The sequence below is a fragment of the Segatella intestinalis genome, assembly GCF_029348455.1.
Lineage (GTDB): Bacteria > Bacteroidota > Bacteroidia > Bacteroidales > Bacteroidaceae > Prevotella.
This window is the reverse complement of sequence record NZ_JARJVV010000019.1, coordinates 1-22,299: the sequence shown is the minus strand read 5'-3', so window position 1 is coordinate 22,299 and position 22,299 is coordinate 1. Positions and strand designations below refer to the sequence as shown.

The 22,299-nt window shown below is 44.7% G+C and carries 16 protein-coding genes and 1 rRNA gene; 3 read left to right on the top strand and 14 right to left on the bottom strand.

Translation table 11 applies throughout. The features are described from left to right. Positions 1-240 precede the first annotated feature (240 nt). The gene (locus P3T48_RS12185) at positions 241-1,590 is read left to right on the top strand and encodes an ATP-binding protein (protein ID WP_276506874.1); all 1,350 of its coding nucleotides are present in this window, start codon (positions 241-243) and stop codon (positions 1,588-1,590) included. 41 nt (positions 1,591-1,631) lie between these two features. On the opposite strand, the gene P3T48_RS12180 is transcribed toward P3T48_RS12185, so the two are convergent. From P3T48_RS12180 to gltX, 3 genes are all read right to left on the bottom strand, one after another. Next, on the bottom strand, positions 1,632-2,273 hold the full coding sequence (locus P3T48_RS12180) for a hypothetical protein (RefSeq protein ID WP_276506873.1): 642 nt from the start codon (positions 2,271-2,273) through the stop codon (positions 1,632-1,634). Between the two features lie 661 nt (positions 2,274-2,934). Then, a complete protein-coding gene (locus tag P3T48_RS12175) occupies positions 2,935-4,203 on the bottom strand; it encodes a 3-deoxy-D-manno-octulosonic acid transferase (protein WP_276506891.1) in 1,269 nt (422 codons plus the stop codon). 27 nt (positions 4,204-4,230) lie between these two features. Beyond that, positions 4,231-5,748, bottom strand: a complete 1,518-nt coding sequence (gene gltX, locus P3T48_RS12170) for a glutamate--tRNA ligase (protein WP_217759105.1) — start codon at positions 5,746-5,748, stop codon at positions 4,231-4,233. A gap of 109 nt (positions 5,749-5,857) precedes the next feature. Here gltX and P3T48_RS12165 point away from each other — a divergent pair, with 109 nt between their 5' ends. Next, the gene (locus tag P3T48_RS12165; protein WP_276506872.1) at positions 5,858-7,909 is read left to right on the top strand and encodes an HD family phosphohydrolase; all 2,052 of its coding nucleotides are present in this window, start codon (positions 5,858-5,860) and stop codon (positions 7,907-7,909) included. A gap of 86 nt (positions 7,910-7,995) precedes the next feature. Here P3T48_RS12165 and P3T48_RS12160 read toward each other — a convergent pair whose 3' ends face one another. Next, the gene (locus tag P3T48_RS12160; RefSeq protein WP_276506871.1) at positions 7,996-9,390 is read right to left on the bottom strand and encodes a leucine-rich repeat domain-containing protein; all 1,395 of its coding nucleotides are present in this window, start codon (positions 9,388-9,390) and stop codon (positions 7,996-7,998) included. A gap of 695 nt (positions 9,391-10,085) precedes the next feature. Between P3T48_RS12160 and P3T48_RS12155 the strand changes: the two genes are divergently transcribed. Continuing rightward, entirely contained in the window at positions 10,086-11,639 is a 1,554-nt protein-coding gene (locus P3T48_RS12155; RefSeq protein WP_276506870.1) for an OmpP1/FadL family transporter, read from the top strand. Positions 11,640-11,769: 130 nt separating this feature from the next. Here the strand turns inward: P3T48_RS12155 and priA are convergent, their stop codons facing one another. The 10 genes from priA to rrf all read right to left on the bottom strand — a co-directional run bounded on the left by priA (position 11,770) and on the right by rrf (position 22,296). After that, on the bottom strand, positions 11,770-14,043 hold the full coding sequence (gene priA / locus P3T48_RS12150; RefSeq protein ID WP_276506869.1) for a replication restart helicase PriA: 2,274 nt from the start codon (positions 14,041-14,043) through the stop codon (positions 11,770-11,772). An 82-nt stretch (positions 14,044-14,125) separates the two neighbouring features. Further along, a complete protein-coding gene (locus P3T48_RS12145) occupies positions 14,126-14,764 on the bottom strand; it encodes a porin family protein (RefSeq protein ID WP_276506868.1) in 639 nt (212 codons plus the stop codon). 22 nt (positions 14,765-14,786) lie between these two features. Continuing rightward, positions 14,787-15,833 carry a type IX secretion system ring subunit PorN/GldN gene (gene porN / locus P3T48_RS12140; protein WP_158462816.1) on the bottom strand — a complete coding sequence of 349 codons (1,047 nt, stop codon included), beginning with the start codon at positions 15,831-15,833 and terminating at the stop codon, positions 14,787-14,789. A 50-nt stretch (positions 15,834-15,883) separates the two neighbouring features. Then, positions 15,884-17,440, bottom strand: a complete 1,557-nt coding sequence (gene porM / locus P3T48_RS12135) for a type IX secretion system motor protein PorM/GldM (RefSeq protein WP_276506867.1) — start codon at positions 17,438-17,440, stop codon at positions 15,884-15,886. A gap of 70 nt (positions 17,441-17,510) precedes the next feature. Further along, positions 17,511-18,371: a type IX secretion system motor protein PorL/GldL gene (gene porL / locus P3T48_RS12130; protein ID WP_276506866.1), complete on the bottom strand. Its 861-nt coding sequence runs from the start codon at positions 18,369-18,371 to the stop codon at positions 17,511-17,513. 5 nt (positions 18,372-18,376) lie between these two features. Then, complete coding sequence (porK, locus tag P3T48_RS12125) at positions 18,377-19,837, bottom strand: T9SS ring complex lipoprotein PorK/GldK (protein ID WP_276506865.1); 1,461 nt, start codon at positions 19,835-19,837, stop codon at positions 18,377-18,379. Between the two features lie 12 nt (positions 19,838-19,849). Further along, positions 19,850-20,785, bottom strand: a complete 936-nt coding sequence (locus P3T48_RS12120) for a PorP/SprF family type IX secretion system membrane protein (protein WP_276506864.1) — start codon at positions 20,783-20,785, stop codon at positions 19,850-19,852. A 233-nt stretch (positions 20,786-21,018) separates the two neighbouring features. Further along, positions 21,019-21,240, bottom strand: coding sequence for a DUF2795 domain-containing protein (locus P3T48_RS12115; RefSeq protein ID WP_006848869.1), 222 nt, complete (start codon positions 21,238-21,240; stop codon positions 21,019-21,021). A gap of 141 nt (positions 21,241-21,381) precedes the next feature. Beyond that, positions 21,382-21,966 (bottom strand): hypothetical protein, encoded by a 585-nt coding sequence (locus P3T48_RS12110; protein ID WP_276506862.1) that lies wholly within the window; start codon positions 21,964-21,966, stop codon positions 21,382-21,384. Positions 21,967-22,183: 217 nt separating this feature from the next. Beyond that, positions 22,184-22,296 (bottom strand): 5S ribosomal RNA (rrf, locus tag P3T48_RS12105). Positions 22,297-22,299 lie beyond the last annotated feature (3 nt).

Below are 22,299 nucleotides of genomic sequence, written 5' to 3'. Positions count from 1 at the left end.
AAAAAACATATAGAAGGATAGCCTCAGCACAGAAGCTATCCTTTTTGGTTATTTGAAAAGTACGATAATAGACCCTTGTGGATGTTAATTCTGCCTAAAAATCACCGAAATATTTGGTAATAATCTAAGTTAGGTGTATATTTGCAGCAAAATTAATCTAAGTTAGGTGTATATTTTCACAAATAATAATCTAAGTTAGGTGGTTTTTTGAGCGAACAATAATCTAAGTTAGGTGAAATTATGAGACGAAAAGTATATGAACAACTCTTAAAATGGAAAGAAGAACAGCATGGAGAAAGTGCAGTTCTTATCAACGGTGTTCGACGTGTCGGCAAGAGCTATATAGTGAAAGAATTTGCCCAGAAAGAATACAAAAGCTACATTCTTTTGGATTTCAACAAAGTAAGTTCCAACATCAAAGCATTATTCGAAGATTATTTGGACGACTTGGATACATTCTTCATGTATCTAAGCAGTTATACCAACACCCCACTTTATCCACGAGAGTCTATCATCATCTTTGATGAGGTTCAACTTTTCCCTCGTGCACGCACAGCCATCAAATATTTGGTAGAAGACGGAAGGTATGATTACATCGAAACAGGTTCGCTCGTCTCTATCAAGAAGAATGTGGAAAACATCATGATTCCATCCGAAGAAGATGAAATTCTCATGTATCCTATGGACTTCGAAGAGTTTCTTTGGGCTCTTGGCAATGAAACACTCATGCCTCTTATCTGCATGAACTTTGAGAAAAAGCACGAGATGGGGCAAATGATGCACCGCAAGGCAATGAACTATTTCAGGCAATATCTTATCGTCGGTGGTATGCCACAAGCCGTGGCAAAATTCGTGGAAACACGAGATTTCAACAAAGTTGACCATGTGAAGCGACAGATACTGACCCTCTACCGCAATGACATACAGAAATATGCATCTACCCATGTATCGAAAGTAACCAAGATTTTCGATACCATCCCTTCTCAACTCCAAAAGCATGAGAAGAAATTTATGTTGAAGGCACTGACCGAAGGGGCAAGAATGAGGGATTATGAAACCGCTTTCTTTTGGTTAAGTGACGCCATGATTGTAAACATGGCTTACAATACGACCGAGCCAAACATAGGTTTGGGCATGAACACCGACGACACAACTCTCAAATGTTATATGTCTGACACAGGGCTGCTCATTAGCCATGCTTTCAACGAGAAAGCCATCGTATCAGAAAGCCTTTACAACAAACTTCTCACTGACAAGTTGGAGTTCAATTGTGGCATGGTTATAGAGAACATCGTCGCCCAAATGTTGCGTTCGGCTGGGCATAACCTATTCTTCTTCTCCAAATACAGCAAGGAGGCAGAGGACAGAATGGAGATTGATTTCCTCATAGCCAAGGACACTATCACCACGAAGCACAACATTTCACCTATCGAAGTGAAATCAACCAACAGATACACGTTGACCTCTCTCAAGAAGTGTATCGCCAAATACGGAAATTATCTATCCACCCCTTACGTCATCCATACGGCTGACTTAAAAATTGAAGATGGAATCACCTATTTGCCGCTGTATATGACAGGGATGCTGTAAAAAGCATCCCTGCCATAATATAAAAAGAGGTTATACAAGCACTAATCCTTGACAACATCTCCTCCCTTGACATACGAAAGAACCAAACGGCGAACCACGGCATGGATGTCGTCTTGAGGGAACTTCTGGCGACATTTCTCCGTGAGGTCCTCACAAAAATACATTTTACTGCCAACCAAGGAAGCAGGAATATCTTGCTTTATAAACACATCGTATGTTGCGATTGCCTTGCCATCCCCAGTGGCAATAGGCACTATATCCCACTTATACCAACTACCAGAAATTCCAGAGCCCACAGGAAACAACTTATAATTTTCTTTCCATTCAGCACGATCCACCAAACTCATACGATAGCTGAAAAAAGAAGTCTCATCCTTGGTGTCCTCCACATTTAATGTATACGTTGCAGCAAGAGCTGAAGAAACTTTTCTCACAAGAATTTGATACTTTTTAGCCCCACCGAAAGGAGGATTTTCCGTCAAGTCTTGCTCTATTTTCTCTTTAATTTGTGGTGCATCCACTACAAATTCCACTTCCCCTGTATAATTGTAAATAGACTCCGATGGCTGAGATGGATTTGGGTAAACACATCCCCTGTCATCATCACCATCATTCTTGTCGCACGCACAGAACGCAAGGGGCGACAAGCAGAGTAAGATTGATAATTTTAATAACTGTTTCATACGTTTTTTCTCCTATAATCAACTATGACTTTTGCGTGGTATGACACCACTTTTTGACGGCACAAAGATAAGACTTTTATTTGAATAAAACAAGAAAATATGGTGGTAAGTATTTATTTTTTACGACTTACCGCCATACTTCAAGCACTTTCCATCATACAAACAAAAGACAAACCGCTGACGCTGACGCTGACAGTCCAATTTTCCGAGCCTTATCTAAGAGAGTGAAAGAGTGTTAATTATTTTTTATATTTATATATATATAATATTATATATATATAAATATAAACTTCTACCCTTACCCTTTTTACCCTGCGGAAAATTGGACTGTCAGTGTCAGCGTCAGCAAATACCATCTTTTTTCTTACAGAGAGGCGACCATATGAAACGCACGGCTGCCTCATGTCTTAGGAGATGATACCGTATGAAACGTACGGTATCAAGTCATAAGATAACGAGAAGTAAATCTTAGTTTTCTTCATTACAAAACTAAGATTTGCAGAAAACAGCCCCTTCACGCACACTGAAATTTGGTGGTTACAGAAAAAAGCAGTACTTTTGCAACCGTAATTACAAAAATACTGCTTTGTGAAAAGCACCTCGATTCTTTGCGAAAAAGAACCATCCCGCTTTGTGAAAAGCACCGCTCTTGTGAAAGAGTTTAAAGCTCCACTTTAGACAGAACCTTATCGGTAGCACCCGAAAGACTCGCTACGAAAGCACCAGCCTTGTCACCGGCCTGCTTCAGGAAAGCCTCATCATTCATCATAGAATTCATCAAGCCCTCAAAACTCTCATAGTTTTGAATCTCAAAACCACCACCCGACTTGAGCAAGCCCTGGGCTTCCTGGAACTTCTTGTTGTTAGGTCCAAAGATGACCGGCATATTCCATACTGCAGCCTCCAAAGTGTTGTGAATACCAACACCGAAGCCTCCACCTACATAAGCCACATCACCATAATGGTACATGCTGCTCAGCAATCCGAAACAGTCGATGATCAGCACGTCAGCCTGAGCTGCCTCCTCGGGAGTGGTCTGTGTGTAGCGCACCACCTTTTTGTCCTTTATCAGAGAAAGAATCTGGCGCAGATGATCCTCGCCTATGACATGAGGAGCTATCAGCAGACGCCAGTCCTTATGCTCATTGAAGAACGGAATGAATATCTCCTCATCAGGTGGCCAGGAACTGCCTGCCACAAAAACCTTATAGTCCTCTTTAGCAGGGATTTCTCCAGCAGCCAAAGCCTCTGCAACATGTCCCTTGCGGAAAGCATCACATATAGGCAACTGCTTGGCAGCCTCCTTGATCTGGAGCACACGGTCAAAACGAGTATCTCCCACCACGTCGACAGCAGTTATGCCAATACTTTCGAGCAGGCGCTTGCTTTCCTCGTTCTGCACGAAGAAACGGGTGAAGCACTTCAATACTCCGGCATAGCTCCTGCCATACCACTTGAAGAACACCTGGTCCTCGCGGAAGATGCTGCTCACACTGTAGGTAGGAATATTGCGATGCTTCAGAATGTGAAGGAAGTTTGACCAGAATTCATACTTGATGAAGAAAGCCATCACCGGGCGCACCAGACGCAGGAAACGGATGGCATTCAATCGAGTATCCACCGGCATATAACAGATAATGTCGGCTCCCTCGTAGTTCTTGCGCACCTCATAGCCCGATGGCGAATAGAAGGTAAGCAATATCTTGTACTGAGGGAAATCCCTGCGAATACGTTCCATGAGGGGACGCCCCTGCTCGAACTCGCCGAGCGAGGCTGCATGAAACCACACATACTGAGCAGTAGGGTCTACCTTCTGCTTGAGCAGTCTGAATGCTTCACGCTCGCCACGCCACATCTTGCGCACCTTATGGTCGAAAAGGCTCGCAATGGCTATGCCCCAGAGGACCAAATAAATGACTACGTTGTAAATCATGATACCGGAAGTTTGATTGACACTTTATCCTAACACTTCGATGGCCTTGCGCAAGCGCTTCAGGGTTTCCTCCTTGCCAAGGAAGGCTGAGATGTCGAACATGCCTGGGCCCTTGCCCTCGCCAACGAGTGTGAGACGGAATGCGTTCATCACGTCGCCAAGCTTATAGCCCTTGTCCTCTACCCATTTCATCACGACAGGCTCCTGTCCCTCGATAGAGAAATCTTCGATACCTTCAAGCACCTCTGCAAGCTCGGTCATCTGCTGAGCCGAATACTCCTTCCAGCGCTTCTTGGCTGTCTTGGCATCGTACTCGGTTGGTGGAATAAAGAAGAAAGAGCAAAGAGGCCACAACTCATAGACGAAGTTCACACGGTCCTTCATCATGTGCACAACCTGCTTCACACGATCCATCGTTTCCTCCACACCATTGTTGGCAACGATAGGGGCAAAGAGATTGGCTATTTCGTCATCGCTCTTCATCAGTATATACTCATGGTTGAACCAAATACCCTTTTTGAAGTCAAACTTGGCACCAGCCTTCGAGCAACGTGAGATATCGAAAGCCTTCACCAACTCATCGAGCGAGAAGATTTCCTGTTCTGTACCAGGATTCCATCCCAACAGAGCCAGGAAGTTGACCACTGCCTCGGGGAAGTAACCACTCTCGCGATAGCCTGATGACACCTCACCGGTCTTGGGATCGTGCCACTCCAATGGGAACACAGGGAAACCCAGACGGTCGCCATCACGCTTGCTCAGTTTACCCTTACCCTCTGGCTTGAGCAACAAAGGAAGATGGGCAAAACGTGGCATAGTGTCTTCCCAGCCAAATGCCTTATAGAGCAACACGTGCAAGGGAGCACTTGGCAGCCACTCCTCACCACGAATCACGTGGGAAATCTCCATCAGATGGTCGTCCACGATGTTGGCAAGATGATATGTTGGCAACTCGTCTGCGCTCTTATAGAGCACCTTGTCGTCCAAGATATCACTCATCACCTTCACGTCTCCTCGTATCATATCGTTGACATGAATCTCCTCACCGGGCTCAATCTTGAAGCGCACAGTATACTGCTTGCCGTCTGCAATGAGCTGGTCAACCTCCTCCTTGGAAAGAGTGAGCGAGTTGCGCATCTGCATACGGGTATGAGCATCATACTGGAAGTTCTGTATCTCGGCACGCTTTGCCTCAAGCTCCTCGGGAGTATCGAAAGCGATATAAGCCTTACCCGCATCAAGCAACTGCTGCACATATTTCTTATAGATGTCGCGACGCTCACTCTGGCGGTAAGGACCATGCTCTCCACCAAAGCTTACACCCTCGTCAAACTTGATACCGAGCCATTTGAATGACTCCAGGATATACTCCTCAGCTCCTGGCACAAAACGATGTGAGTCAGTATCCTCAATACGGAACACAAGCTCACCACCATGCTGGCGAGCAAACAAATAATTATATAAGGCAGTACGAACACCGCCAATGTGCAATGCACCCGTAGGACTGGGGGCAAAACGCACTCTTACTTTTCTATCAGTCATGTCTGAAAATAGCTATTTTTTAAATTTTCTGCAAAATTACACTTTTTTTTGCGATTTTAGCAGTTTTTTTTCGTATTTTCGCAGAGTAATCTAAAAATAGTGGTATAAAATGAGCATATTCAACAACACAGAAGAGAATTACTGGCGAAATCTCGCCACCAAGACCGTACTCGTATGTATCACCGTAGCCATCATCGTGTGGTTCCTGCCACGCAACGAGGGCAGAATGTATCGCTACGATGTAGGAAAGCCATGGATGTATGGATCGGTCATTGCCAAGTTCGACTTCCCTATCTACAAAACAGACGAGGCCATCAAGCACGAACAGGATTCCCTGCTCAAGCACTTCCAGCCTTACTACAGTCTCAACCCGCTTATCGAGAAAAAGCAGGTGGAGCGATTCCTGCACGACTACGAGCAGGGCATCAACGGTCTGCCCAAAGAATATGTGGGCATCGTGGCAAGACAGATGCAGGAAATATACCAGATGGGCATCATCAACACCAACGAATACAACAACATCTTCAAGGACTCCACCAGCATGATACGATTCGTGAGTGGTAAAAATGCCAAGAGTCTCAAGGTGAGCAGTTTCTACTCCACCATAGCTGCATACGAGCACATCTTTGCCAACGAGAAACTCGCAGCCCAGCGAGCCATCCTCTCACGGTGCAACCTCAACAACTATATAGAGGCCAATATCGTGTACGATAAAGAGAAGAGCGATGCCGAGAAAAACGATCTGCTGAGCAGCATTCCTTTGGCAAGTGGCATGGTGATGAGCGGACAGAAAATCATCGACCGTGGAGAAATCGTCAACGACTACACTTGCCGTGTGCTCAACTCTTTCGATAAGGAGATGAAGCGCAGAAGCTCCACTCAAGACGAAATCATGACCACCTTCATCGGCCAGATTCTCTTCGTGCTGATACTCGTCATGATGTTCACCTCCTACCTCACGCTCTTCCGCAAAGACTACTTCGAGAAGCCACGAAGCATCACCATGCTCTACACGATGATCACCCTCTTCCCTATCCTCGTGTCGATGATGATGAAGCACAACTTCTTCTCGGTCTATATTATCCCCTTTGCCATGGCTGCTATCTTCGTCAGGGTGTTCATGGATTCCCGAACGGCATTCATCACCCATGTTACGATGATTCTTATCTGTGCCGCAGCAGTAAAGTATCAGTACGAGTTCATCATCGTGCAGTTAGCATCGGGACTGGTGGCCATCTACTCGCTCCGCGAACTGTCCAAGCGGTCGCAGATATTCATCACAGCCATACTCGTCACCATTTCGAGTTGCATCGTCTACTTAGCACTTCAGCTCATGCAGGACAACCAGGTGTTCAACATCGACCCGAGCATGTACACCTATTTTATCATCAACGGCATCTTCCTGCTGCTCTCCTACCCGATGATGTACCTCATCGAGAAGATGTTTGGATTCATCTCCAACGTGACACTCTTCGAGCTTTCCAACACCAACAAGGGACTGCTCCGAAACCTGAGCGAGATAGCTCCTGGCACCTTCCAGCATTCCATCACCGTGGGAAACCTGGCTGCCGAAATTGCCAACCGTATTCATGCCAACAGTCTGCTGGTACGTACCGGTGCGCTCTATCATGACATCGGCAAGATGACCAATCCTGTATTCTTTACCGAAAACCAAGCTGGTGTCAATCCTCACGACCAACTCTCCGACCTGGAGAGCGCACAAATCATCATCAGCCACGTTACGGAAGGACTGAAGCTTGCCGAGAAATTCAATCTGCCAGGCATCATCAAGGACTTCATCTCTACCCACCACGGCACAGGACTCACCAAGTATTTCTATATTAATTATTGTAACGAGCACCCCGACGAGCAGGTGGACAAGGAGATGTTCCAGTATCCTGGTCCTAACCCTTTCACGCGCGAACAAGCTATTCTGATGATGGCTGATACTGTGGAGGCGGCATCACGTTCGCTCAAAGAATATACCGAAGAGAGTATCAGCGCACTGACCAATAAGCTCATTGATAGTCAGGTAGCAGGCGGTTTCTTCAGGGAGTGTCCTATCACCTTCCGCGACATAGCCTTGGCCAAGTCTGTACTCATTGAACGACTGAAATCTATCTACCACACCAGGATTTCCTATCCACACCTGAACAAGTAATATTTTTGCATAAAAGAAACGAGGGTGCGTCATTGACTGCTGACGCACCCTCACTCTTTTCATATCGATTTATCAATTAAGATTTTTTACTTCACAACAACCTTCCTCGCAGTTCCGTCGCTATACTTCACGATGTTCAAGCCCTTAACAGGAACAGCCAATCGCTGACCATCTGCAGAATAGCGAGATACCTCCTCAACATCAGTAGAGGTTGTAGTCTTGTCGATACCTGTTGCATCGAATTCTACTATATTCTCAAAGTAGCCAAATTCAGAGAGCCTGTAATTATCATAAGTTCCCTTAGGTACATAAAGTGTACATTTCCTGGAAGCACAACCTTCGAATGCATAACGACCTATTCTTGGTACTTTCTCTGCATATACATATATACTCGTTAATCCGCTACAGTAAGAGAATGCGAACTCGCCTATTGAAGTAATACCAGCAGGAAGGGTTAAACTCGTTAATCTGCTACAGCCAGAGAATGCGTACTTGTCTATTGAGGTAATACCAGCAGGAAGGGTTAAACTCGTTAATCCGCTACAGCCAGAGAATGCGTACTCGCCTATTGAAGTAATACCAGCAGGAAGGGTTAAACTCGTTAATCCGCTACAGCCATAGAATGTGTCATCGCCTATTGAGGTAATACCAGCAGGAAGGGTTAAACTCGTTAATCCGCTACAGCCATAGAATGCGCGACTGCCTATTGAGGTAATACCATCAGGAAGGGTTAAACTCGTTAATCCGCTACAGTCCAGGAATGCGTACTTGTCTATTGAGGTAATACCAGCAGGAAGGGTTAAACTCGTTAATCCGCTACAGTATGCGAATGCGCTAATGCCTATTGAGGTAATACCAGCAGGAAGGGTTAAACTCGTTAATCCGCTACAGTCAGAGAATGTGCTCTCGCCTATCTCGGTAATACCAGCAGGAAGGTTTAAACTCGTTAATCCGCTACAGCCATAGAATGCGTACTCGCCTATTGAAGTAATACCAGCAGGAAGGGTTAAACTCGTTAATCCGCTACAGTATGCGAATGCGTCATAGCCTATTGAGGTAATACCAACAGGAAGGGTTAAACTCGTTAATCTGCTACAGTCTTTGAATGCTTTCTCGCCTATTTCATCATTAGAAGTATAACAATTATCACCAGGATAATAACTATCCCCACCTTTTACAATCTTCGCCTCAGACAAATCTAATACAGAAAGCTTTCCTTCTGTACCATATCCCCGATTATCTCTTCCTGCCATCTCACGAATCATGTTCCAATCCGTACCATTTATCTCACCAATAATCTTCAGATTCGTAATTTTATACATCTCACTACTTGCAATCTTGTTAGGTAAAGTACCAGCCTTGTCCAAGTTGATTGTAATCTGCTTGGTAATCAAGTCGTCATTAGCTGCTTGAATTGATAAACAGCCAAGCAACATAAATACCGCAGTTAAAAGCTGTCCTTTAAATGTAAAATTTCTCATAGTTCTATTATTTTAGTTTATATTCTTTTGAAACATGTGTACAGACATAGTCAGCTATCGCTTTCCTCTTTGCCCTGTTCTACATCAAAGGGTCGTACCATAATCGTACTTTTTAATGTGAAACAATTGATTTATAAACAACAAGGAAAGTATGTTTAAACTCTGTTTGAGCAGAATGGGTATCTGTCTGCAAAGGTAAATAAAATATTTTAAATGTAACACCTTTTTCAGAATCTTTTTTGATACAAAGTAGCGAAAAAGATAAATGATCTCTTTAGCCTATAAAAAGTTCTGTTCCGCCCTTTGCAATGTCTGTTCAAAGGCTTTGAATGTCCGTTCAAAGGCTCTGAATGTCCGTTCAAAGGCTTTGAATGTGCGTTCAAAGGCTTTGAACGGACTTTTTATAGTTGTCTAAGAACAAATTCATAACAAACAGGAAACAATTTGTATGCTATTAAAGTAAAAACACATGGCTATAGGGGTGCTGAGTTGTTACTTGCAAAAGTTGGGTAATGTTACCAACTTTTGTCCCCCTATTTCTTATCCCGAACAGAAGTAAAACTCTGCACATATTTTAAAATCTGTGCAACAAAACCTTCTTTTTCTGTTAATATGTTTTAAATAAGCACACCTTTCCGTATCCAAATAGAACATTCTTCTTACCTTTGCGGACGTTTTTATTTAAAATTATTAAAATGAAGAAACTAAAATTAGTTTGTGTTGCCATTGCGATGGCCTGTGCAACACCTACATTGGCAGGTGGTTTGCTCACAAACACAAACCAGCACGTAGCATTCGACAGAATGATGAGCCGTGAGGCTTCAATCGGTATTGACGGAGTTTATTACAATCCGGCCGGAGTTGTATTCATGAGTGAAGGTCACCATCTCGCCATCAACTGGCAGTTGGCTTTCCAGACACGTACTATCAACAATGACTATGCTTTGTTTACCAACAATGTAAACAATCCCATCACTCCTCGTGATTTCAAGGGTACGGCTTTTGCTCCTGTTATCCCTTCTTTCCAGTATGCCTACAACAAGGGCAAATGGTCTTTCCAGGCCAGCTTCGCCCTCACTGGCGGTGGCGGTAAGTGTACCTTCGACGACGGACTGGGATCATTCGAGAAGATTGTAGCCGAGACTGCCATTGCAGCTTGCCAGTTGGCAGGTGCTGTCGACCAGGTGGCAGGTGCTTATGGTGTACCAGCCATATTCTCAAGCAACCAGTGCTTCGGAACTGAAGGTAAGTACAGCTACAACAGCTATATGCACGGACGCCAGTATTACTACGGTCTCTCTGCAGGTGCTGCTTACAAGTTCAGCGACAACTTCAGTGCCTTCTTGGGTGTTCGTGGTGTTTATGCCCTGACCAATTACTATGGTTATGTAGAGAACATTCAGGTAGGACAAATGCCTCTTTATATGGTACTCAACCCAGCTAAGGAAAGTTCTGCCAATATCGAGTTGAGCTGCGACCAGAGTGGCGTAGGCTTCACTCCTATCATCGGCGTAGATTACAAGACCGGCCGTTGGAACTTCTCTGCTAAGTATGAGTTCAAGACCCGTATACGTCTGAAGAACAAATCAGTAAATCAGATACCAAGTATCGGCAACCTGCCCGACAATCTGCGCAATGCCTACATCGCTAATGGTGTGCCAGAGGCTGCTGCAGACGCTATTCTGAGCAACCCAAAAATTCAAGGAGCCATGGTCGCATTGAAGACTCAGTTTGACTCAAAGATAGACAAGGCCATTGGTGAATATGAGGACGGCAAGAAGATTGCTGGCGACATTCCTGCTTACTTGGCTTTGGGAGTAGGCTACAGCCCTGTAGATGCAGTAAGAGTAAACGCAGGTTTCCACTGGTTCGACGACAAGAATGCCACATCTTACAACAACCGCAACAAGGAGTTGAAGCGTGGTACTCTGGAGTATAATGCCGGTGTAGAGGTAGACGTCAACAAGAAGATCACTCTGAGTACAGGTTGGCAGAACACCAACTATGGTTTGTCTGACGAGTATATGGATGACAAGTCATTCGTTGTAAGTTCCAACTCCGTTGCCATCGGTGGTGTTTATCACATCAACAAGAAGATGGATCTCAACGTGGCTTACTTCCACACATTCTATCAGCACAAGAAGACTACCGAAACAGTACAGCTCACAGCAGACAGAAGCAAGAACTACTCTTCTGACTATACCCGTAACAACAACGTCTTCGCAGTTGGTCTCGACATCAACTTCTAAGAGCAACATTCCAAAAACATAACTACATACAATCGCAAAAGGCTATCCCAATCTTTTGAAAGGGATAGCCTTTTTTATTTTTATGTTCATTGGCTCCATACAAAGACAAAATCATTGCCATCATATCAGTCTACATGGGGTCGACATCATAGTAAATCTGCAATGCGCCATAGCGAGGGTCCTTCGACATTTGCTCCTGGGCATATCTCAGATATTCTCTCACCTTTGCCTGATTGATGCCATTCTCGAGTTTGATAACAATCTTACGGATGTTCATGGTCTTCACCTTTGCCACCGCTGGCTTGTCGGGTCCAAGGACCCTGTCGCCAAACCAGGAGCGCAAAGTCTGTCCCAACTCCATACTCGCCTGATGGCATACCTGCTCGTGCTTATGCTTCAGGAAGACATAGACAAGATGGTAGAAAGGAGGATAATGGAAAGCCCTTCGTTCCTCCAACAAGTCTTGGTAGAAGCCTGTATAATCGTTATGAACCACCTGCGAGATGACAGGCAACGTGGGCGACTTGGTCTGCAATATCACCTTGCCTCGCTTGCCCTTTCTCCCGGCCCTCCCGCTCACCTGAGCCATCATCATAAAGGCATGCTCGTAGGCTCGGAAGTCGGGATAATTGAGCATGGAATCGGCATTCAGTATGCCCACCACACTCACCTTGTCGAAATCCAGTCCCTTGGAGATCATCTGGGTGCCAATGAGCAGATTGGTCTTACCCGACGAGAAATCATCTATCAGCCGCTCGTAAGCATTGCGGGTACGGGTGGTGTCCAAATCCATACGGGCGATACGAGCCTCTGGAAAGATATCCGTCAGTTGGTCTTCGATGCGCTCGGTACCCAGACCTCGCCCCATGAGTTCTGTACTTCCACAGTTGGGGCACTCCACTGGCACAGGATAAGTATATCCGCAATAGTGACAGGTGAGCAGGTTGATATTCTTATGAAGTGTAAGCGACACATCGCAGTTCTTGCACTTAGGCACCCATCCGCACACCTTACATTCCACCATCGGTGCAAAACCACGACGGTTCTGGAACAGAATGGCCTGCTCGCCATGCGACAAAGCCTCGCGTATGGCTGCTAAAAGTTGAGGAGAGTAGGCACCAGTCATCATCTTGCGATGCCGCAAATCCTTTACATCCACCACCTGGATTTCGGGCAACTGTATGTCCTTGTATCGGGTTTTGAGTTCCACCAATCCGAACTTGCCTTCCTGCGCATTGTAATAACTCTCCATAGAGGGTGTGGCTGTACCCAAAAGAACCTTGCAGTCGGGATACATACCTGCCAACACAATAGCAGCACTGCGGGCATGATAGCGGGGGGCTGGGTCTTGTTGCTTAAAGGATGTTTCGTGTTCCTCGTCGATGATGACAAGTCCGAGATTCTGAAAAGGGAGAAAGACTGCACTTCGAGCCCCAAGAATAACATCATAGGGATGGGCCGACATCTGTTTCTGCCATATCTCCACTCGTTCGGCATCGCTATACTTGGAATGATAAATGCCAAGACGATCGCCAAAAACTTTGTGCAGACGTTCCATGATCTGTACCGTGAGAGCTATCTCGGGCAGAAGATAAAGCACCTGCTTGTGATTGTCAAGAGCCTGCTTGATGAGGTGGATATACACCTCGGTCTTGCCACTCGAAGTCACGCCATGAAGAAGCACCACATTCTTCTTCATCATCTGAAGGAGAATCTGGTTGTAAGCTTCCTGCTGGGCTATAGAAAGTGGTTTGATCTGCTCGAAGTGACTCTCACCTGAGGTATTCAGTCGTCCCACCTCCTCCTCGTAAGTAAAGAGGATGTCGCGGTCGATGAGCGATTTGACGATGGCAGAAGTGCAATGAGCCTCATTCATCAGTTCTTCCTTGGTGACCTTCTTGATGCCTTCGCGAGGCGTATCGTTCTCTAAACTGTCCCAATGGGAAAGGCTGAGAAATGTAGTAAGGGCTTTAGATTGCTTCAGGGCACGCTGCAACATGTTAAGAGCCACATGCAGGGAAGCTTCGTTGCGGTATTTGCTCGTAAGCTCCACATACAATTCCATCCTGGGTTTGAACTTCTCTGCAGACTTCATGCCTGCAGGCATTGCGGCATTATATACATCGCCCAAAGGTGACATATAATAGTTGGATATCCACGACCATAACCTGTACTGTCGGTCAAGAAGTGTGGGAGTAGCATCCAGCACCTGCTCTATCGGCTTGACCTTAAAGGACGGCTTCTCCTGATGCACCTTTACCACCATGGCAATGTACTTCTTACTCTTGCCCAATGGCACAAGCACCCGTTTACCAAAAACAACACACCCTTCCATCCCTTCGGGGACAGAATAGGTAAACATGCCAGGTAGCGGCAAGGGCAATATGACATCGACATACTTCATACCCTGCAAAGGTAACAATAAAAAAGCAGATACCCAACATCAGGTATCTGCTTTTATATATTTTAATATGTATCTCCTATGCTTAGAACCAATAACCAAGAGCTATCTGCCAAGTGTTGTTTCTTCCCTTCACGACAACAGGATTACCATTGGCATCAGAAACTCCCATATCCATACTGCCGGACTTGTTGCATTCAATGTTGTAATTGACTGAAGCCTGCAGATGGCTCAACAAAGTTACACCAGCGCCCACATTCACACTGAAGTTTGCCTTTTTCAAGGAATAGCTGGTGGATTTATCCCATTTGAAATTCTTATTTCCTACATTGATTCCCCACTGCGGACCTGCAAAAAGGAAGATATTAGCCAGACTGCTCAGCCCAAAACCATAACGGACATTCACAGGAATATCAATGAATTTTTGTGTAACTGTGGTTGAATTATAAGTTCCGCCCACAACATCGTCGGCAACTTTCACCTTAGCCTCCTTCTGATCATATAAAGCGGCAACGTCAAAACTTAAGCCTGTAACAGGCACTGTCACCTTAACCATAGGACCAAAGAAAAATCCTGCACGGTTTTCCGCATCCCAGTTGTCTCTACTGAGCTTCAAATTGCTGACATTCAAGCCACCCTTTACACCTAACTTAATCTGTGCCTGAGCAGGATTAGCAAAGAAGAGCGAAACCGCCAACACAATAAATGATAATACTTTCTTCATACCTTATATTATAAACCTATTATTAATGACGCTGACGACGAACCGAAACTCGGGCTGTACTGGATCCTGACGAACCGGAACTGCGCTGACGACGGGTCTTGACTGTAGACGAAGAACCAGAAGTTCTGCTTCTGCGATTCTTCTTCACACCCTTCACGCCCTTCGCATTTTTCTTGTCGGCATTGGCAATACTGTCAAGAGAATCTTTGCGCGCCTGATCGCCCCAGATATTCTTCTCGAAGGCAGCCAGTTCTGACTCTATCTTCTTCTGCTCCTTGCTCAGAGCTGAATCGGTAGGACAATATTGAGCCAAGGTTTTACCCAACATATTGGTCGTCTTGTATATCTTGCCCTTATACTGGTTCTTGACAAAATAATCGTCTATACTCATCATGGCAGCATTATTGAGATTGCTCGTCATTATCTGCTGCTTGGAGAGATAGGGAGCAAGGTCAGAATACTTCATCCAGAAGAGAGGATACTTGGTTCCGGCATCACCAAAATCGTCTTCACGTGTCATAATAGGACACAAGGCGATTACCTTGGTATGGAATGTGGCGGTATGCTGGTCGTAGTATGTGGCTTCTTTCACATAGTAAGACTTTACCTCACGAGAAGGAATATCACTGTCATCGAGGGTCAAAGCTCCATTCTTTCGTTCATAATAGATGTGATAATTATCCATGAAGGCCTTAGGCACAACACGATCCTCGTAGTTGAAACTCTCATGACCATCCAAGCGATACTGGTAGGCACGAACACGACCGCTCAACATCAGCTTGAACATATAGGTAAAGAGATTCATCTGACCACCGACAGGCTCCACAGGATAATACAATGGTGCATTGGCATCATCATTTAAGTCGAGCTCACGATAGATATCACGTCTCCATACCACATCGTCGCCCATGGTGGCCGATGTAGGGAACATTATCTGCGCACGAGTCGTCATGTTGTTGGCATTCGACTGCTGCTTGGCTTTCTGCTGTGCCTGTCTACGAGCTTCTGGCTGGGCATTCGCACCGATTGTCAGCCCCGCAAGCATCAATAACAAAAATATCTTTCTCATTATAATATCTTTATTTCTAAACAATAAGATTCTTCACTCTTTGCATTTCTCTACCTCACAATCACCTCCATGGCTGCAGGGAGGTTACGGGTAATTCCATCAGGCCCCACAGCCTTGATGTGAGAGATATAGAAACGACGGTTTCTCGACAGTCTGCGGAACTCCTCACGCTGACGCTCAGAGAAATTGGCTCCAGCCGAAGCCAAAGGTACTGCATTACCCATATTGTCGAAGAAAACAGTCTCAAAACTCAATACACGGAAAGGAATATCCAATAATCCGTCATCAATTGCCGCATGAATACCTGAAGCGCCCATCAGGGAAGCTTTCGACAAGGCGCCACCACGGAAGCGGTTGGTACCCAAAGCCAAGTAAGCTGTTGGATCGGGTAGTTTCCTTACATGGAATACAAATGGAGGCATCGTTCTCGTCTGCCCCTTGTCACGGGCTGTAACATGTATCGTCACGTCCTTACCCACTGCTGATGGTACTGCCACAAAACGTCCGTTGCCCTTCGATATAAACGAGCCACCTGTCATGGTTGCAGATACAGCATTGGCAGGAACTCCTGGCACACTGATGCTGACAGGGTTTTTGAAACCTGCATACAATACATTCATCATATCTGCTGCCACTGTGGCAGTATTAGGTGCAGGAATTACAGTATACTTCTGCAGGAAGTTTCGACGCATCACATCGCCTCTGGCATTCTGCATCAGGATATAGCCACCAAACTGGTGCTCACCAACTCCACCTGCTGTGAACGAATACTGACCATGAGCAGTGTTCACTCTCACTCCATTGACATAGATCTCAGGCTGCTGAGTTGTATCGACTGCAGCCATCACGATGTTGGCATTGAAACGCTCGCCAGGATAAAGAGTTGTCTTCTCGGGAATAACAAAGGCGTCAAGCTTGTTGACTCTTATATCTTTCATGTCGATATTGGAAACCAAGGTATGCAACACTTCACCCTCGGCATAACGAACATCGCTCTGCAACTTAGACAACAAAGTAACGGCTGCTGCCACGGGCATATTCTCAAACATGTACTCCTGCCAGTTCTTGCCCAAATTCTTTGCATCCTTAGGCACACGGGTAGAAAGATTGCTCTGGATGATTTTCTTCTGATGTTCATCGGTGACCATCATCAATATACGATCACGATAGCTGTTGATGGCACGATATAATTTGCCACCCTTACCAGAACCAGGAGCCAGCATCACTATACCTGCCGCCTCAAGATTATCCTTATTCTCTATATGCAATACATCTCCATCGCTTCCATCAGCTTCACGCACGATGGCTTCCTTCAGCTGCTGGGCAAAGTTGTAGAGCGAATCGCTCATTTCCTTAACCTGTGTCGCCTTCTCAAACCATGCCTTTACCTTGGCAGGATTCTGCTTCATCTGATCAGCAAAATTACTATATAAGGCAGCATTCTCAGCAGAAGAGTTGGCTGTTGTACGGTTCAGACTCTCCTCTACTATAGAAAATCCATTGAGCACCTCGGTCGAGATGTTCAATGCCAGCATAGCCATCAAGACGAGATACATCAGGTTGATCATCTTCTGGCGAGGCGATATAGGTCTTTTCTTTATTGCCATTCTTTAATTTGCTTATTTCACTTGTTTTCTCCCTCTTCGTCCGTAGAGAGAGTTCGTATCTCTATGCTTTTTAATCTTCACTCACATGGGGTGCGGCTGCCCTCATATTGACAGTCATCGCCTCAATCATACGAGTATAGATCTTGTTGAGTTGCTCTATCTGCTGAGCCATCTTGCGACTCTGCTCATTTATCTGGTCGATAGTGCCAATTTGCTGACTGGCACCCTTCAACTGCATTTCATAAACCTTACTGATACCGGTAAGAGTACGGTTCAGATTCTCCATCTCCTCGCTGTCACGAGTAAGTCGGTTGCTCTGCTCATTCACCTTCTCCAAGGTCTCTACCAACTTTTTCAACTCTTCCACATAGTTGCTTTGAGCCTCGGCCATCTCGGGAGTAGTATTCTGCTGACTTCCTATCCAGACACCATTGGCTACAGACTGCTGCGTGCTATCATCACTGCCACAGGCCACTGTCTGAACAGGCTTCTCGAGAGAATCGCTTACCTCAGGAACTTCCATACTGATAGTTGATGCAGAAGAAGAGGCCTGAGGATTGCCTACGACAACGACAGAAGGCTGAACATTACCAACAGGTGAAGCCTGAGAGGAAGCAACACGTCCTTCTTCATAGGTCACCTTACCTGTCTCAAGATATTCCTCAGTCACATGAGTAGGGATATCTCGCCCGTCAGCAGTCTTGTCGAAAGGACGGTCGAAGGCGGAAAGAAAGAATACCACGACCTCGGTTCCCATACCAAGGAACATCATGAAATTAGCTCCAGGCAGGTGGGTCAACTTAAACAACGCACCAGCAATAACGACAGAAGCGCCCCAACTGTAAGCATAGTTCAGAAAGGTCTGACCAGGCACACTGTCCATCCATCTTTGCAGACGGTATACGATATTGAATTTACTATATTCGCCCATGGCTATTATCTCCTTTTCTTTGTTTTTATTGTTTTTTGTTTAGCACTCGATGTGGTAGCAAGACTTCTCACACATCTGAATCCTATATATGACCGTGGTTGATTCTGATATTCCCAAGAACGCCATGCCGAACGGATAAATGACTCTGGATCTTTCCATGACCCTCCGCGTACACTCTTCTTTTTCAGACGATAGGGATCTTCCTTGGCTGCATTGTAGACAAGAGTAGGATTCAGGTCATTCATTGCATCAACTCCAGCCTCTGTAAATACTGTGCTGGTCCATTCTGCCACATTACCGGCCATATCATACAAACCATTGGAATTGGGTGAATATATAGCCACCTTGCTGGTTATCAGATTGCCATCCTTGGTGTAGTTACCACGATCGGGTTTAAAGTTGGCATAGAAACAACCATCGCCGTTCTTTACATCCTTGTTGTCCCAGGGAAACTCGTTCTGATCCTTGCCTCGAGCGGCAAACTCCCATTCTGCCTCAGTAGGGAGACGGTAACGCTGAACGAACCTTGCCTCAGGGCCTAAGCCTTTCAGCAGATAATCTGTACGCCATGCACAGAAGGCATTGGCCTGTTCCCAGGTAACACCTACTACGGGATAGTCGTTATAAGCTGGATTGCTGAAATAGCTTCTCAGATAAGTCTCATTGTCTGAGTTTCTGAAATCATTGACCCAACAAGTAGTATCGGGATATACATTAACAATGTAGGTGTTGAGGAAATCCCAAGGACCCGACAACTGACGGTTAATGGTTTCACTGACGATTTTTCCTTCATCATCCACATAAGCTGTATCCTTGGATATCATCACCACCTCGTTTGGATCAATATTGATATCTGTATTCAGGTTTCGCTCCTGTGGATTGATACGGTTGCGACGCAAAGCCGCAGCTGTATAGTCATAAATCTCATATTTATAGTTCAACTGGCGCCAGTCTATCAATTTCTCCCCCGTAACAGGATTGACAGCATAAAGACTCTCTATCGCCCGCTGCTCATCTTCGTTAGGTTTCTTGGGAAGTTGTTTCTTCCAGTTGACACGCGGAGTTACAGGATTACCCTGCTTGTCCTCAGTAATCATATAGGTTTCATCGCCACCATAGGCGGGATCTGCCAAACGGGTACGAAGAATAGAATCCCTCACATAGGATACAAACTGCTTGTACTCTGAATTTGTGATTTCGGTATCATCCATCCAGAAACCATCTACAGAAACTTCCTTGCGAGGTGTTTTCTCTCCCCACAGCGAATCTTCTGTTTCTAATCCCATCTTCAGGAATCCTCGATTGATTTTTACCATTCCATAAGGTGCTGGTTCTGCAAAATTCCTTCCACCGACGCCCACTACCTCACCGCCTCTACCGGAGACCGAGGCTGACTTGGCTCCAAAGCATCCAGTTAATGCCAAGAGAGCTACTGCCGAACAGAGGGATAATATACATTTCTTCATATTCATGTTTGCTTATAATATTCTTACGCTTTTGTGCTTGTTTCTTCCTTTTTTAACAAGATTGATATCGGTCTGATAACCTACAAAGAGTTCGTGGCTACCATTACCTGGTGAGATGGCTGAAGTATAGAACTCATAGCTATAACCTAACACAACACCATGAAAACGGCCACCTATGAGGCCAGTCACAGAATTGGTGGGACTATAAGAGACGCCTCCATAGAGCATCTTCTTCTCATGAGTATACACCAGACGACAACTAACATCTCCTCGCCAAGCTACTCCGTCATACTTCACAAGAGCAGAAGGCTTCACTGATAAAAACGGATTTCTCAACTTAATATTGTATCCTCCAGTCAAATAATATACCGGAGAGATGTCTATTTCATTGGTTTCACCTAACTCTATCTTGGGAGAAGTGAGGTGCTGGGCAGAAACGCCTACGTACCAAGCGCCATGCATATAGTAAACACCTGCACCAATATCAACAGAATTTCCATTTACATTAGTCTTCGGTAAAGCAGGGTCGTTGCCTTCCTCTACATCCACCTTGCTTCCATCGAAACTTTCAGAGATAAAACCTGCCTGTATACCTGCACTCAACATTCCACCAAAAAGTCTTCGCTTGAAGGCATATTGGGCTGCCAGGCGCTGATGGGTGAAAAGGCCTATCTGATCGTTCATCAGTTGAAGACCTACACCATGATAGTTTTTCAAAAGATAAAAAGGCATGTCAGCCGATACATACATTGTTCGTGGGTTGTGTTCATAACCTGCCAGGTCTATGGCATAAGCGCCCGTTACGTTCAATTTAGCCTGTTTTCCAACTGAAGCTGGATTAAAAGAAGGCTCCATATCGAAATAATGACTAAACGAAGGATCGTACTGAGCATTCACAGACAGAACACCCAGCAACAGGACGTATAATATAATGAGACGTTTCAACACAATTAAATAACGAAATAATACGATTTTTATTGTATATAGGCAATATTCGATTTATCACATATCATTATAAGGTAAACTGAATAATAATAACCATCCTAAAGATAGAATACCTTTTTATAGTAACAACATGTCTTATATACCTATTTAATATATATTATATACGGGAAACACAAGATACTACAAAGTGCAAACGATAAAGGCTGCCCAAAATGAGCAGCCCTATCATCGACTTTTTAATATTCGTCGTCATTCCATAAGAAGTCATCCTTTGAAGGATAATCGGGCCAAATGTCCTCAATGCTTTCATAGACATCACCCTCATCTTCTATCTCCTGCAAATTCTCCAGAACCTCCAGAGGCGCACCCGAACGAGTTGCATAATCTATCAACTCTTCCTTTGTAGCAGGCCATGGTGCATCTTCAAGCTTCGAAGCTAATTCAAGTGTCCAATACATAGCTGTCTTTTTTTAGATTTATATTTGCGTGCAAAAGTAATAAAATATATTTTATCTGCAAGCATTTGGAGCATTTTTTCTTAATAAAACAGAAGAATAATGCAATTATTACATTATTTTATCCATATTTACCCACAATAATCAAAAATTCACCTCATAATGCTGCTTGTAAACGGACTTATCGAAAAACACAATGCCACAATAATATAGATGGTAAGTAATACCGACATGTACATCAGCCTGAAGTTTTTTCCACAAAGCACGATTCTTATTGTTAATACCATTAACTACCAACAAGGTTTGAGATGTGCATTTGGTCAACAATTCATCAAGCACATCAGCTGCATATTCCAGGTCAACCCAAATCAGTATGCGGTCCGTGTTCGGAACGCAACGAATTGCACTTTTTTCCAAGAATTCAGAAATCGCACCTGACTTCATACGATGAGATCCGGCCTGAGCATACTTCAAAAACTGAGGTTGATCACAGTAACAGATATCTGGCTGCCAAAAATTAGCTAAACGAAAGAACAGCCTCCCCAACTTATGTTGATGTTTGGACAACATATTCATATGCTCCTTCAATTCTTCATAAGCATAATAAGGATAATGCTCATTTATGACGTAACGGATAAACCGATACGCCGAAGGAGACTGAACACCAAAACCGCGACAATGAGTACATCGTTTCAGCCAAATCCATGAAGATTTCAAAAAATAAAGCATAATCACTTAGAATGAATAACAAATATATAATTTCAAAATTGAAATGTCACAAAGATCGGTGTAAACCCCAAAAGAGATACACCAAAGAACGGACATCACTCATATACAGAATGAACCAAAGATTAGAACGAATCAAAGATCAAAATGTGACAAAGTATGGATGCAAAGATACAAAAAAAACCTCAATTATCAAAAGATAACTGAGGTTTCTTATAAAAGGAGGCGGCTACCTACTCTCCCGCATTGCATTGCAGTACCATCGGCGCAAGTGGGCTTAACTTCTCTGTTCGGAATGGGAAGAGGTGGGACCCCACCGCAATAACCACCTGATAA